Here is a 13,999-nt window from a genome sequence, read left to right as displayed (position 1 = left end):
CCGCCCGGGGGAAAACACACTCCGTCCCCTGCCACGTGCCGGACCGGGGCTTCGGCCGTGCCTACCGTGGCGGACCATGCACGAGCTGTCGATCGCCGCCGCCGTGGTGGAGAGCGCCGAGGGCGTCGCCCGCGAACACGGGGCCGACGCGGTGGCAGGCGTGACGCTGCGGATCGGTGAACTGGCGGGCGTGGTCCCGGACGCACTGCGGTTCTCCTTCTCACTGGTCGCCGAGGGCACCGCACTTCAGAGCGCCGAGCTGGTCATCGAAGAGGTGCCGGCCCGGGCCCGCTGCGGCGGCTGCGACGCCCGCTTCGCGGTCGGCTCACCGCCCGCGCTGTGGTGCCCGCACTGCGACGCGGCGGCGGCCGAACTGCTGAGCGGGCGGGAACTGGAACTGGCGGAGGTACGAATGGCAGGGAGCCCGTGATGTGCCGAAGCGTCGACGTACGAACGGCCGTACTGGCCAAGAACGATTCCCTGGCGGCGCAGCTCCGCGCCGACCTGGCGAAACGGCGGGTGACCGCGGTCAACCTGCTCTCCAGTCCCGGCAGCGGCAAGACCGCGCTCCTCGAGCTGGTGCTGCGCCGTGCCCGGGAACGCGATGTGGCCGTAGCAGCCCTCACCGCGGACCTGGCCACGGAGAACGACGCCCGCCGCCTGGCCCGGTCCGGAGCGCCGGTGAAGCAGGTGCTGACCGGCGGCCTGTGCCATCTGGAGTCCGCCCAGCTGCGCGGGCTCATCGACGGCTGGCTCCCGGAGGCGACCCGGCTCCTGTTCGTCGAGAACGTCGGGAATCTCGTCTGTCCCGCCTCCTACGACCTGGGCGAGACGCTGCGCGTGACGCTCATGTCCGTGACGGAGGGCGAGGACAAGCCGCTGAAGTACCCGACCGCCTTCGGGGCGGCCCATCTCGTGGTGCTGACGAAGACCGATCTCGCCGACGCCGCCGGCTTCGACGACTCCGCCTTCACCTCGGCCGTGGAACGCGTGAACCCAGGGGTGGAGATCCTGCGCACCTCGGCCCGTGACGGGCGCGGTGTCGACATCCTGCTCGACCGCGTCCTCACCGTCGCCGACGGAGCGGCGCCGCACGCGCCCCTGCTCGCGGCAGACCATCTGCGCAACCACGGGCACCACCACGGTCCCGCCCATGACCACGGCGACGCCCGCGCGGACGACCACGACCACGGCACCGCCCACCCCCCGGGGCACGCGCACGGCCGCGCGACCCGGCCCGCCACCGCGTGACCTCCACGACGACGGCCCGGGACACGGCGGACCCGCCGGCAGTACGGCGCCGGGTCATCGTGCGCGGGACCGTGCAGGGGGTCGGGTTCAGGCCCTTCGTGCACGGTCTGGCGGCGGAGCTGTGCCTCGCCGGCCATGTACGCAACGGCGGCGAAGGCGTGATCGCCGAGGTGGAGGGCGCCCCGGAGTCCGTGGCGGAGTTCTGCCTGGCCCTGACCGAGAGGCCGCCGCCCCTGGCCGACGTCCAAGAGGTGACGTACGAGAGCGTCCCGGCCGTCGGCGCGCCCGGCTTCGTCATCCACCCTTCCGACGGCAACGGCACGAGCCTGACGCTCATTCCTCCGGACACCGCGACCTGCCAGGACTGTCTGCGGGAGCTGGCCGACCCGGCGGACCGCCGCCATCGGCACCCCTTCATCACATGCACGCACTGCGGGCCCCGCTTCACCATCTCCACCCGTCTGCCCTACGACCGGGCGACGACCACGATGGCCGCCTTCGATCTGTGCCGGCAGTGCGCCACCGAGTACGCGGACCCGGCCGACCGCCGTTTCCACGCCCAGCCGGTGGCCTGCCACGACTGCGGGCCCAGGCTGCGGCTCACCGTTCCCGGCGGGCGTCCGTACGAGGGCGGGACGGCGCTCGCCGAGGCGCGGCGGATGCTGGCGCGGGGATCCGTGCTGGCCGTCAAGGGGCTCGGCGGCTACCACCTGGCCTGCGACGCCACCGACGAGCGGGCGGTCGCCGGCCTGCGCGAGCGCAAGGAGCGCGGCGGCAAACCGTTCGCCGTCATGTGCGCCGACCTGGCCGCGGCCGAGCGGCTGGCCCACGTCGGACCGGAGGAGGAGGCGGCGCTGACGGGCCGTCGGCGGCCGATCGTGCTGCTGCGCCGCCGGGCGGGGGCCCGCGGGCTCGCCGACGCGGTGTGCCCGGGCAGTCCGGACGTCGGCGTGCTGCTGCCGTACACCCCGCTGCACCGGCTGCTGTTCGGTCTTCCGGGCGATCCGCCGGGCCCCCAGGTACTGGTGATGACCAGCGGCAACCGTTCCGGGGAGCCGATCGTCACCGACGACGCCGGGGCTCTGGAGAGGCTCGCCGGGATCGCCGACGCCTGGCTGTGGCACGACCGGGTCATCGAAATGCCCTGTGACGACTCGGTGGTCCGGGTCCGCCCGGACGGGGGCGGCGAGGTCGTGCTGCGCCGGTCGCGCGGCCATGTCCCGGAGCCGGTCGCGCTGCCCGTCGCTGTCGCCCCGGCGCTCGCCGTGGGCGGTGACCTGAAGAACGCCCTGTGTCTGGGAGCGGACGGCCGCGCCTGGTTCTCCCCGCACATCGGCGACATGGGCGACCTGGCCACCGTCAGGGCCTTCGAGCGCGCCGGGAGCCGTCTGCGGGCGCTGACCGGGATCACCCCGGCTGTGCTGGCGGCCGACAGGCACCCGGGCCACCACTCCGCCCGTTGGGCACGGCGTACCGCAGCGGCGGGCGGTCTCCCGCTGCGTCTGGTCCAGCATCACCACGCCCACATCGCCTCGGCCATGGCCGAGCACGGCCTGGACGGCGATGCGCGGGTCATCGGCGTCGCCTTCGACGGCACCGGTTACGGCGACGACGGGGCGGTCTGGGGCGGCGAGGTGCTGATCGCCGGATACGACGGCTACCACCGGTTCGCGCATCTGCCGTACGCCCAGCTCCCCGGCGGTGACGCGGGCGTGGCCAACCCGTGCCGCACGGCTCTGGCCCGGCTGTACGCCGCCGGCCTGCCCTGGCACGCGGGCCTGCCCTGCGTCGCCGCCTGCGCCCCGGACGAACTGCGTCTGCTGCGCCGGCAGTTGGACCGCGGGATCGCGTGCGTGCCGACTTCCAGCATGGGCCGGCTCTTCGACGCGGTCTCCTCCCTGACCGGGATCTGCCACCGGGCCCGCTACGAGGCTCAGGCGGCCATCGAGCTGGAGGCCGCGGCGGTCCTCGCGTGGCCGGAGGAGACCGGGGCGTACGCCTTCACCCGCGGTCTGGACCCGGGCCCGGTGCTCGCCGCGATCGTGGCCGACCTGCGGCACGGCGTGCCGGTGCCGGTGATCGCCGCCCGTTTCCACCGCGCGGTCGCGGCGGCCGTGGCGGAGGTCTGCCGGTCCGCCCGCCGGGAGACGGGAGCGGATGTGGCCGCTCTGTCGGGCGGGGTGTTCGCCAACACGCTGCTCGACACCGAATGCGCCGCGCTGCTGGCGGCGGACGGTTTCACGGTCCTCCGCCACCGGCGGGTGCCACCCAACGACGGCGGACTCGCGCTCGGCCAACTGGTCGTGGCGGCCCGGACGAATCGCTGCGAACGACAAGGAGAACGCTGATGTGCCTGGCGGTACCCGGCCGCGTGGTCGGGATCGAGGACCGGGACGGCACGCGCATGGCGCGGGTCGACTTCGGCGGGGTGGTCAAGGACGTGTGTCTGGCCTACGTCCCGGACGCGGAGGTGGGCGAGTACGTCATCGTCCACGTCGGCTTCGCGCTGCAGCGGCTGGACGAGGAGTCGGCCCGCGCCTCACTGGAGCTGTTCGAGCAACTCGGGCTGCTGGAGGAGGAGTTCGGCGACGCATGGGCGCGCGCCGAGGCGGAGGGGACGGCCCACGAGCAGGAGGGCACGCGATGAAGTACATCGAGGAGTTCAACGACCCGGAGCTGGCCCGCCGGCTGCTGGACGACATCCACGCCACCGTCACCCGCCCCTGGGCGATGATGGAGGTCTGCGGCGGACAGACCCATTCGATCATCCGCCATGGCATCGACCAACTTCTGCCCGACGAAGTCGAGTTGATCCACGGACCAGGCTGTCCGGTGTGTGTCACACCGCTGGAGATGATCGACAAGGCGCTGGCGATCGCGTCCAGAGCGAACGTCGTCTTCTGCTCGTTCGGCGACATGCTGCGTGTACCCGGCACCGACCGCGACCTCTTCCGCGTCCGGGGCGAGGGCGGTGACGTCCGGGTGGTGTACTCGCCGCTCGACGCCCTGGACATCGCCCGGCGCGAGCCGGACAAGGAGGTCGTGTTCTTCGGCATCGGCTTCGAGACCACCGCCCCGGCCAACGCGATGACCGTCCACGAGGCCCGCCGCCTCGGCATCCGCAACTTCAGCCTGCTGGTGTCGCATGTACGCGTCCCGCCCGCGGTCGAGGCGATCATGCAGGCGCCCGACTGCCGGGTCCAGGCGTTCCTGGCGGCCGGTCACGTGTGCAGCGTGATGGGGACGGCCGAGTACCCGGAGCTGGCCGAACGTCACCGGGTGCCGATCGTGGTGACGGGATTCGAACCGCTGGACATCCTGGAGGGCGTCCGCCGTACCGTCCGTCAACTCGAACGCGGGGAGCACCGGGTGGAGAACGCCTACCCGCGAGCGGTGCGCGAGGCGGGCAATCCGGCCGCGCTGCGCATGATCGAGGAGGTCTTCGAGATCACCGACCGCGCCTGGCGCGGCATCGGCACCATCCCGGACAGCGGCTGGCGGCTGTCCGAGGCCTTCCGGCCGTACGACGCCGAGCACCGCTTCGACGTCGGCGACGTACGGACCGTCGAGTCTCCCGAGTGCCGCAGCGGCGAGGTCCTGCAGGGCCTGATCAAGCCCAACGAATGCCCCGCCTTCGGCACGACCTGCACCCCGCGCACCCCCCTGGGCGCGACGATGGTCTCCAGCGAGGGTGCCTGCGCGGCGTACTACCTGTACCGGCGACTGGAGGTGGCCCCCGTTGGCTGACACCGAGACGGCCGAGACGACCGTGAATCCGGCGAACTGGACGTGCCCCGTTCCCCTGCGCGACCACCCGGTGGTCGTCATGGGTCACGGAGGCGGCGGTGCCCTGTCCGGCGAGCTGACGGAGCATCTGTTCGCCGCGGCGTACGGCAACGAGACGCTGGCCGCGCTCACCGACTCCGCGGCCGTCGAACTGGGCGGCGCCCGGCTGGCGTTCTCCACCGACTCCTACGTCGTACGACCGCTGTTCTTCCCCGGCGGCAGCATCGGCGACCTGGCGGTCAACGGCACCGTCAACGACTTGGCGATGAGCGGCGCCCGGGCGGCGTATCTGTCCACGGCCTTCATCCTGGAGGAGGGCGTCGAGCTGGACGTGGTGGGCCGCATCGCCCAGGCGATGGGGGCGGCCGCCTGCGCCGCCGGGGTGACGGTGGCGACGGGCGACACCAAGGTCGTCGAGTCGGGGCACGGCGACGGCGTGTACGTGAACACCTCCGGGATCGGCCTCATCCCGGAGGGCGTCGACATCCGCCCCCAGCGGGCGACACCGGGGGACGTGGTCATCGTCAGCGGCCCGGTCGGTGCGCACGGAGTCGCCGTGCTCAGCGTGCGCGAAGGGCTGGAGTTCGGTTCCGACGTGGTCAGCGACACCGCGCCGCTGGGCGGCCTGGTGGCCGCGATGCTGGAGGTCACCCCGGACCTCCACGTCCTGCGCGACCCCACCCGGGGCGGGCTCGCCACATCCCTGTGCGAGATCGCCGCCGCCTCCGGCACCGGTGTCGTCCTCACCGAGAGCGCCGTCCCCGTGCCCGGCTCCGTGGCCGCCGCCTGCGGCTTCCTCGGCCTCGACCCGCTGTACGTGGCCAACGAGGGGCGCCTGGTGGCCTTCGTACCGCCCGAGCACGCCGACGCCGTCCTCGCCGCGATGCACGCCCACCCGCAGGGCGCCGGCGCCGCCGTCATCGGCACCTGCGTGTCCGAGCACCCCGGCATGGTCGTCGCCCGGACGGGCCTCGGCGGTACCCGGGTCGTGGACCTGCCGCTGGGCGAGCAACTGCCGCGCATCTGCTGAACAGCGCCGGCGCCGGTCTCCGTGGTGGCCGGCGCCGGCAGCTCATCGGCTTCGCAGGTAACGCAGCGCCCTCCCCACCGGGCGCCTGACCGGTTGCGGCACGGGAACGCGCCGCCACAGCGCGGCCCGCGCCGGGACATCGCTGAGCCGGTGGTAGAACTCCCCCACGTCCAAGGCGAGTTGCCGGCTCGCCGTCCAGTACGGGATGACCGCCAGGGGCGGTGTGCCCACCTGCCTCGCCTGCCCGGCGAGCGGCCTGCTCTTCAAGACCCCGCGCAGCGCCGGACCGCGGCCGAGCCCGAGGAACTGGAAGTACGCGGAGACGTCGTACACGCCCCCTTCCAGGGGGCCGCCGCCGGCCGCGGTGAACGGATCGATCCGCAGCGTTCCGGACACGACAGGCTTCTTCCGGCCGCGCCCCGCCCTCTCCAGCCCGACCGAGAGATCGCACTCGGGATGCCACCCCGTGTGCCGGCCCCGGTGGGAGAGCCGGATCTCCCCGTAGGCGGCATTGTGAAGATCGCCGACCTCCCACTCCTCCACGCCGGCGATTCCCTCCGTCAGCGCCGGATCGAGCAGCAGCCGCCCCCGGCGCTCCACGACGGTCAGCGGCCGGCCGTCGGGGTGAACGATGTGCAGCCGCACGGGCGCGGTGAGGGCGCCTTCACGCCAGCGGGGCCTGCCGAGGGCGGCGCACGCGGTCAGCTGTCTGGTGCGTTCGGCCAGCCGGCGCAGGGCGTCGAGGTCTCCCCGCTCCAGCAGATGGGCCCGCAGGCGTGTCACCGCGGGCATGCCCTCGCGGACGGACGCGGGGAACTCCTCCAGCACGAGCCGGCGTACGGCTTCGAAACGCTCCTGGATCTGCGGGTGGGCGCTGAGTACATAGGGCTCGCCGACGTGCCGGAGAATCTCGACGCGGTAGGTGCGGCGCAGCATCCTGTCCTGCACGGGGCCCGGCGGCGTGTGGGCCTTGACGGTCCGGACCACCTTGCGCAGATAGCCGAAGTACTCGTCGACGACGAACTTTCCGCTGCTGGTGTTCTTTCCGTCCTCCCGGCGCATCCAGTGGTAGCAGGGGTAGTCCCCGAGGACCGACACGCACTTGGCCACCGAGTAGGCGTGGGCCATGAAGAGCTGGTCCTCGAGTCGGCACCGCCCCTCGGGGAACCTGATCCCGTTCTCCAGGAGGAAGGCGCGCCGGAACATCTTGTGGGGGGTCAGGCTCTCGAAGAGCGGATGGGTCTCCACGGTGCACTTCTCGATCGTGCGGGCGAAGACGTTGCTGGGGCCCGCCATCGTGCCGGCCGTTTTGCCGAGCACGATGTCGGACGTGTTGCGCCGGGCGAGGGAGTACAGCCGGGCCAGCGCCTCCAGGCCCAACTCGTCGTCCTGGTCGACGAACTGCACGTACTCGCCACGGCTCATGAGCACGCCGACGTTCCGGGGCTTGCCCGGCCACCCGGAGTTCTCCTGGTGATGCACCCGGACATGGGGATGCAGCGCTGCGAGCCGGTCGAGACGTTCCGCCGATCCGTCGGTGGAGCCGTCGTCGACGTAGACGACTTCGTAGCAGTCCGGCCCGATGCTCTGCCGCAGAAGGGAATCCGCGCATTTCTCGATGTAGGGGCCGGCGTTGTGGACGGGAACGACGACGCTGACTTTGAGCATGGGGGGCTCCTCTTGCTGCGCACCCTCGACGCGAACGAATGCCGGACAAATTCACATTTGGGGACATTCATTACTATCTGCGGCTGCCGGGTGATACGGAGGCGGCGCGCCGGGCAGCGGCACAAGAGGCCGCCGGCCGCCAGCCGCGCGGTCACGGCATGCCCGGCCGTACCGCCCAGGGAGGGCCCACGACGACGTACCACCAGCGGTGACCGGCCGGTAGTACGTATTCCATTAGGTAGGTCTACGGATGCGTCGGCGGTCTCGCTCGGATTGGCTTGCCGCACGCCGGAGGGATCGTCTCGCGTGCCTGCTCGTCGCCGGGTCTCCGGCACATCGCACGGGCCCGTCGGGAGGCGCCCCGGACCGATTGTCAGTGGCCGCCGCTAGCGTTCCGCACATCGTCGCACTGGGGCCGGGATTCCCCGGCTGAAATGTGCTTTCTTCTTGTTGACCGGATGCGGAAGGCGGGGGCTCGTGGGTTGGCTGTCGGCGGGTGACGGGTATGAAGTCGCCCTGGTGGAGGGACGGGTGGCGGCACGCGCCACCTCGGGCAGGGCGGCGGGACGGCAGCTGAAGTCGCTGCCGCGGGCGCTGAAGGACCACCCGGAGGTGGACCGGCTGCGGCGGTTCGCCGAGTGGCTGGATCGGCACGCCGCCGCGTGCGTCGCGCAGGTCGACTCCTGGATGGTGTCGTCACTGCCTGTGCCCACCGGCCTGCTGGCCCGGGTATGGCCGGACGATGCATGGCAGTCCGCGCTGCGCGACCTGGCGGTGGTCGGCGACGACCCGGACGAGGTGGGCTTCCTGCGGGGCGCCACCGAGTCCGGCGAGCTGCAGATCGTGAACCTGGACGGCGAGACGGTCCGCCTGTCCCCGCGCACGGTGACGCTGCCGCACCCCGTGCTGCTGCCGGACCTCGACGACCTGCGCGAGTTCGCCGCGGAGCTGGGCATCGTCCAGCGCGTCGAGCAGATACACCGGGCGATCTGGCGGCGGCCGGACGAGCTCGACGCAAAGGCCACCGACGTGCGGGACTTCGCCGGGGGCTCGTTCCGCTCCCGCTTCGCCCTCGCCGCGCGCGCCTCCTCGCTGGGCTACCGAGTGTCCGGTGGTTACGCCACCGCCCGGGTGCGGGACGGCGGGCGCACCGTCGAGGCCTGTGTGTGGATCGGGGAGCCGTACTGGGACTCCGAGGTGGAGACCGGCAGCCTCACCTGGCAGGACCAGGACGGCCGCGCCCTGCCGCTGCGCGAGGTGGGGCCGGTGGCCTGGTCGGAGGGAATGCGGATGGCCGCGGCACTGCACGCCGGGCGCGTGATCGAGGAGGGCAAGGACGCATGAGCGGGGGGACGCAGGTGTCGTACGAGGAGCTGCTGACGGCGGGCGGGGTACTGCCGCCGGACACCGACGGGGCCGGTGAGCGCGCTGTGCCGCTGACGGCACGGACGTACCGTCACCCGGGGCTCGACGACCGGGTGGTGGTGCGGCTGGTCGCCGGGGAGCTGGGCGCGGCGGAGGACCTGGCAGCCGGCTTCCTCGGTCTGGAGGCGGACGCGGAGCCGGCCGTGGTGGGCCTCGGACTGCGCCAGTCGCTGGGCTTCCCGGAGTGGGTGCTGGTGCACCATCCGCAGGACGGGCACCACGCGCTGGGCGTCGTACCGGACCTGGAGCGGGCGGCCCGGCAGGTGAAGTCCAAGCCGAAGGCGGCCCTGGACGCCTACCTGGAGCTGGGCGCGCGCCTCGCGGCCTCCGTGCCGCACTTCCTGCCGACGTTCTACGAGCAGGCCGGGCGCGCGTTCCTCGCGGAGGAGAACGCCACGTACGCGGCCCAGCTGTTCACCCGCGCCCGCAAGGCCGAGGCCGAGCACGGGCTGGCGGTGGACGAGGAGCGGCTGGACGCCGTGTTCCTGGAGTTCGCGCTGGCCGGTGCGCTCCCGGTGAAGGTGCTGTCGGCGTACGCGAAGGAGCTGGCCGCGCGGGTGCCCGCCGAGGAGGCGCTGCGGCGCTTCACCCGGCTCTGCCTGCGCCGCACCGCGGGCGGTCTGCCGCCGTCGGCGCAGATGGCCAACGACCTGCGCAAGCTCGCCCGCGCCGCCGGCCGGGACGCGGATCTGACCGAACAGGACTACCTCGCCGAGCTGCTCGGTCTGCCGTCGACGCTGCGCGCGGCGGCCGGCTGGTGGAAGGGCCACCGTACGGCCCTTGTGGCGCTGGCCCGGCGGGAGCCGCAGGTGCGGGGCGCTCTGCTGGATCTGATCCCCTCCTGCCACGACGACGAGATGCCCGCGCTGTGGCTGGGGGTGCTGGAGACGTCGGGTGCCACGGCGGGGTTGTGGGACGCCTCCCTGCCCGAGGAGGAGCGACCGCGGGACGGCGTCGCGGGCTGGCTGGAGCGGTTCCTGACGTTCCGGGAGCGGGTGCGCTCGTGGCGCGGCTCCACCCGGATGCCCGAGCTGTACCCGCTGGTGGAGCGGGTGGCGGACCGGTTGCGGGCCGAACTCGCGGATTCCGGCGGTGCGTTGAAGGTCGTCCATGACGTCGACCTGATCGACCTGCTGCTGTCCCTGGACGTGCCCGTGGCCGCCCCGGAGAAGGACGGCGAGCTGCTGCTGGCGCAGTGGGCCCCGGGCGACGGGCATCGCGAGCTGTTGTCGCTGGCCGCCGACCCCCGTTTCCACGACGCCTTCCGGCGGGGTGCGGACCGGTTCGGCGACGACGACCACGGTCTGCGGGCGATCCGGCTGCTGGCGGCGTCGCCGGGCGGGCGCCCGATGCTGGCGCAGTGGGTCCGTGTCGTCGTCCGGCGGTTCACCGCGGTCGGCCTGCCCCAGCTGCCCGACGCGCTGACCCGGCTGAAGTGGCTGCCGGCAGAAGCGCTGGTGCTGGCCGAGGAGGAGGTGCGCGAGGCCGTCGGCACCGACCTCGCGCCCGTGCTGGCGCGCACGCTGCGGGCCGGACTCTTCGACGAACTCGGCTGGCCCGCCTGGGAGGACGCGGCCGCCACCCTCGTCCCCAAGGACGACATCGAGGACCTGATCGTCGCCGACGCCTGGCCCCACCTCGTCGTGGCGGGCGCAGCCCAGGCCCGCGTGATCGGCGCCGAGGGCACCCTCCTCACCCATGACCTGCGCATCCCCGCGAACGACAGCTGGGGCGACCCGGGCTTCCACCACGTGGACGGCGAACTCCTCGTCTACTGGAACAACCGCAGCGACGGCCTGCGCGGCTACTGGCACACCCGCGCCGACCGCCCGCAGACCCTTCAGGGGGCCCGGAGCACCCGCGGCACCCAGATGAACTGGTACAACGGCAACCTCGCACTCACCCTGCCCCTGCCCGGCGGCGGCCGGACCACCGGCGGCGGCGTCCTGCACGCCGGGGACACCACCCTGCCCGAGGAGCGGCCGGTGGTCTCCGACGGTGTCTCGTACTGGGTGTGGAACGCGGAGGGCGAGGACCGCGACACGCACGGCTGGTACGAGTACAACCCGGCCACGGGCGAGCGCGGACGTATGAGCAGGCCCGCCTTCCTCGCCGACGCCCTGCGCGACGCCCCGGCGGGCAGCACCTACAACGGCGGCTGGCTGGGCCCCTCGCCGACGACCGGTGCCGCGCCGGCCTCCGCGCCCGTGGACGGACTCGTGGGCCTGCGCGTGGTGAAGCTGCCCGACGGCTCCCGGCGCGCTCAGGACCTCGCCGGACACACCGTCACCCTGCCCGCGGACATGGGCAGGCCGTCCGCGCTCGTGGTGTTCCCCGGTGACGACCGGGCCCGTGCCGTCGTCCGCAACGGCTGGCAGCTCGACCTGGTCGACACGGACGGCGTCGTCACCTCCGTGGCCAAGACGGACCGCGCGCCCGGTGTCTTCGGCGAGGGCTCGCTGCTGCTGCCGCCGGTGCAGTACTGGGAGTGTCTGACCCCCCGCGACCCGGCGGGCTCCGAGGCGCTGCGGCGCATCGACCGGGTCACGTCGGCGGCCCTGCTGGCCGCCGCCGCGCACGACGACAAGAACGCGCTGCCCGAAGCGATCCGTACGCTCCTGCCCGTCACCCATGACGCGCTCGTCGCGGGCATCGCCGGGGTCGTGCGCCACGCCGCAGGTCAGCAGGCGGTCCTCGACGCGGCGGCCACCCGGCTCACCCGGGCCCTCGACGGCGAGTTGGAGGACGAGGGGCCGGCCGGGCCGGCGGACACCGTGCTCCAGGACGCGATGAGCGGCCTCGGCGGAGCCGGCGGCTACTGGTGGTACCGCGACGAGGAGGCCGACACCGTCTTCCGCGCCCTGCGCGTGATGAAAAGGGCCGCCGGGCTCTCGGGCGCCGCCGTACCGGAGGGGCCGACCGTACGCCTCCACCTCGACGGGCCCGGCCTGCCGACCGGACACCCGGACCTGGAGACGCTGGTCGCCCGAGCCACGGCCCTGGCGTTCCGGGCGGCGGCCGGCACCACCACGGAGCAGCACCGCGAGGCGCTGCGCGCGCTGCTCGCCGAGTTCGACGCGCTGGGGGTGGGGGCCGCCGCCGCTTCCGGACGCTGGCGCAAGGTGCTCCTGCACGTGGCGGCCGGTCCGCTGCGCACCCCGTCGGGCGAGTGGCGCGAAGGCACGTGGGAGGGTCTGTTGCCGCTGGGCGGCGGCGCCTTCGTCGCCTTCGTGAAGCGCCACTCGGCCAGCGAGACCGAGGGCTGCTCCTTCACCGGGTTCTTCCACGACCCGACGGGGCGGTTCGAGACACCGGAGCACTACACGCTCCTCTCGTCGTCCCCACTGGGTGAGGACGGCGACGCGGGCCGGCTCGGTACGTTCCTGGCGGAGCTGGCGGCGCGTGGACCGGCGCCCTGGTTCCCTGAGGCCGCCGAGGAGTTCGGCCGCCTCACCGGGGTCACCGAGACGACGGCACGGCTGATCGTGGCCGGTCTGCCGCAGGTCGACGTCCACGAGCGGACGTTCCTGACGACACAGGCGCGGAACCTCATCGGTGTGAAGGCCGCGCCCGCGGCCGTCGCCAAGGACGAGCTGCGCGGCATCGACGACGGAATCCGCGCGGCCGTGGTGGCCGCACTGCTGCCCGCGGAACCCGCCCGTCTGTGGACCGACGGGCCGGACGTGGCCGCCGCCGCAGAGGTCTGGAACAGCATGGTCGGCAAGCGGACGGCCGTCCCCGAGGAACTGCTCGGCGACGCGCTGCGCGCCATCAAGTACGCCCGCTGGGAGGTGCGGAAGGCGCTGCCCGCGCTGTTGCACCCGGCCGGTGAGCCCCGGCTCACCCGGGACCTGGAGTGGGCGGTCAGCGGCGACCGGGTCCGGCCCGTCGGAGACGACGCGGTCGGGTTCACGGCGGACACGCTGGTCGGCTCGATCGGCCTCGCCCTCTGGCTCGCCCACCGCCTGCCCGCCGGCGACCCGATCCGGGCCGCGCTGCCCCCCGCGCTCACCGCCGTGCGCGAGCGGCTGGCCCACCCCGGGCTGGTGCTCGACCTCGGGCGGTACATCAACCTTCCGGCGTTCCGGAAGACCGCGGGTGCCCCGACCGAGGTCGGCCAGGGCTTCGAGCGGTACGGCGCCGTCATCCTGGCGACCCACGACGACCAGCCGGCCCCGGGCATCCGGGTCGCCCTGCTCGACGAGGCCGGCCAGGACCCGTACCTGCCCGCGCTGCGCGTCGACGACCAGCGGCCCCACCCGGCCGAGGTGGCGCTGCGCCTGGCCCGGGACCCCCGGTTCGCGGCCCTCCTCGCCGACCCGGGCAACCCGTTGGCGGGCGAGCGCGGCAAGGACGGCACCTGGTGGCCGCAGGACCCGAGCCGCTCCGTGCCGGACCTGGTGACCGAGGCGGCCAAGGAGTACGGCGTCAGCGAGGACGCCGCCACGCTCTACCTGATGCTGCTCGCCATGCCCGACCCGACCGACCGCATGACGGCCCGCTGGACGGGGTGGAAGCCTGCCCGGCTCAAGGCGGCCCGAGCCGAACTGGCCGCGGGTGACCGGGTGGTCGAGGCCAGCCGGACGCGGGCGGGGCGTTCGCTCTTCCTGCCCGGCGGCTGGGTCGACACGAAGGCGCCGCGCGTTCCGCTGGAGCGGTGGAAGCTGCCGCTGTTCGGCGACCTGATCAGCGACGAGGACACGCCGTTCGGCGTGATCGTGCCGGCCGAACCGGCCGCCGAGCTGTACCGCAGGGCCTGGCAGCGGGTCCAGGACGGCGACGCGCCCCGGTTCGAGGAGCTGAAGGTGCGGCGGGGACGCCGCCGCTGACGGACGGGTG

At 73.5% G+C, this 13,999-nt stretch carries 9 protein-coding genes; 8 read left to right on the top strand and 1 reads right to left on the bottom strand.

Going from position 1 to position 13,999, the window contains the following annotated elements:
* Positions 1-76: 76 nt before the first annotated feature.
* From hypA to hypE, 6 genes are all read left to right on the top strand, one after another.
* Positions 77-430, top strand: coding sequence for a hydrogenase maturation nickel metallochaperone HypA (gene hypA, locus ACZ562_RS19695; RefSeq protein WP_471180499.1), 354 nt, complete (start codon positions 77-79; stop codon positions 428-430).
* Complete coding sequence (gene hypB, locus ACZ562_RS19690) at positions 430-1,251, top strand: hydrogenase nickel incorporation protein HypB (RefSeq protein WP_471180496.1); 822 nt, start codon at positions 430-432, stop codon at positions 1,249-1,251. Before hypA ends, hypB begins: the two co-directional genes overlap by 1 nt.
* Positions 1,248-3,599: a carbamoyltransferase HypF gene (gene hypF / locus ACZ562_RS19685; protein WP_471180495.1), complete on the top strand. Its 2,352-nt coding sequence runs from the start codon at positions 1,248-1,250 to the stop codon at positions 3,597-3,599. The genes hypB and hypF overlap by 4 nt, the downstream gene beginning before the upstream one ends.
* Positions 3,599-3,898, top strand: a complete 300-nt coding sequence (locus ACZ562_RS19680; protein WP_471180493.1) for a HypC/HybG/HupF family hydrogenase formation chaperone — start codon at positions 3,599-3,601, stop codon at positions 3,896-3,898. Before hypF ends, ACZ562_RS19680 begins: the two co-directional genes overlap by 1 nt.
* Complete coding sequence (gene hypD / locus ACZ562_RS19675; RefSeq protein WP_471180490.1) at positions 3,895-4,998, top strand: hydrogenase formation protein HypD; 1,104 nt, start codon at positions 3,895-3,897, stop codon at positions 4,996-4,998. The genes ACZ562_RS19680 and hypD overlap by 4 nt, the downstream gene beginning before the upstream one ends.
* A gap of 79 nt (positions 4,999-5,077) precedes the next feature.
* Positions 5,078-6,067 carry a hydrogenase expression/formation protein HypE gene (gene hypE / locus ACZ562_RS19670; protein WP_471180976.1) on the top strand — a complete coding sequence of 330 codons (990 nt, stop codon included), beginning with the start codon at positions 5,078-5,080 and terminating at the stop codon, positions 6,065-6,067.
* A 42-nt stretch (positions 6,068-6,109) separates the two neighbouring features.
* Here hypE and ACZ562_RS19665 read toward each other — a convergent pair whose 3' ends face one another.
* On the bottom strand, positions 6,110-7,735 hold the full coding sequence (locus ACZ562_RS19665; protein ID WP_471180488.1) for a glycosyltransferase family 2 protein: 1,626 nt from the start codon (positions 7,733-7,735) through the stop codon (positions 6,110-6,112).
* A 477-nt stretch (positions 7,736-8,212) separates the two neighbouring features.
* On the opposite strand from ACZ562_RS19665, the gene ACZ562_RS19660 reads away from it, so the two are divergent.
* Together ACZ562_RS19660 and ACZ562_RS19655 are read left to right on the top strand one after the other, a co-directional pair.
* A complete protein-coding gene (locus tag ACZ562_RS19660) occupies positions 8,213-9,079 on the top strand; it encodes a DUF4132 domain-containing protein (protein ID WP_471180485.1) in 867 nt (288 codons plus the stop codon).
* Positions 9,076-13,989 carry a DNA-binding protein gene (locus ACZ562_RS19655; protein ID WP_471180483.1) on the top strand — a complete coding sequence of 1,638 codons (4,914 nt, stop codon included), beginning with the start codon at positions 9,076-9,078 and terminating at the stop codon, positions 13,987-13,989. Before ACZ562_RS19660 ends, ACZ562_RS19655 begins: the two co-directional genes overlap by 4 nt.
* Positions 13,990-13,999: the final 10 nt, after the last annotated feature.

This window comes from Streptomyces sp. NPDC040410 (assembly GCF_055595715.1).
Note: the sequence above shows the minus strand (reverse complement) of the source record. Positions and strands in the feature narration are given on the sequence as shown.

Coding starts and splice junctions, on each gene's coding strand:
- ACZ562_RS19665 (WP_471180488.1), bottom strand. CDS start 7,735: ATGCTCAAAGTCAGCGTCGTCGTTCCCGTCCACAACGCCGGCCCCTAC.
- ACZ562_RS19680 (WP_471180493.1), top strand. CDS start 3,599: ATGTGCCTGGCGGTACCCGGCCGCGTGGTCGGGATCGAGGACCGGGAC.
- hypA (WP_471180499.1), top strand. CDS start 77: ATGCACGAGCTGTCGATCGCCGCCGCCGTGGTGGAGAGCGCCGAGGGC.
- hypB (WP_471180496.1), top strand. CDS start 430: ATGTGCCGAAGCGTCGACGTACGAACGGCCGTACTGGCCAAGAACGAT.
- ACZ562_RS19655 (WP_471180483.1), top strand. CDS start 9,076: ATGAGCGGGGGGACGCAGGTGTCGTACGAGGAGCTGCTGACGGCGGGC.
- hypD (WP_471180490.1), top strand. CDS start 3,895: ATGAAGTACATCGAGGAGTTCAACGACCCGGAGCTGGCCCGCCGGCTG.
- hypE (WP_471180976.1), top strand. CDS start 5,078: ATGGGTCACGGAGGCGGCGGTGCCCTGTCCGGCGAGCTGACGGAGCAT.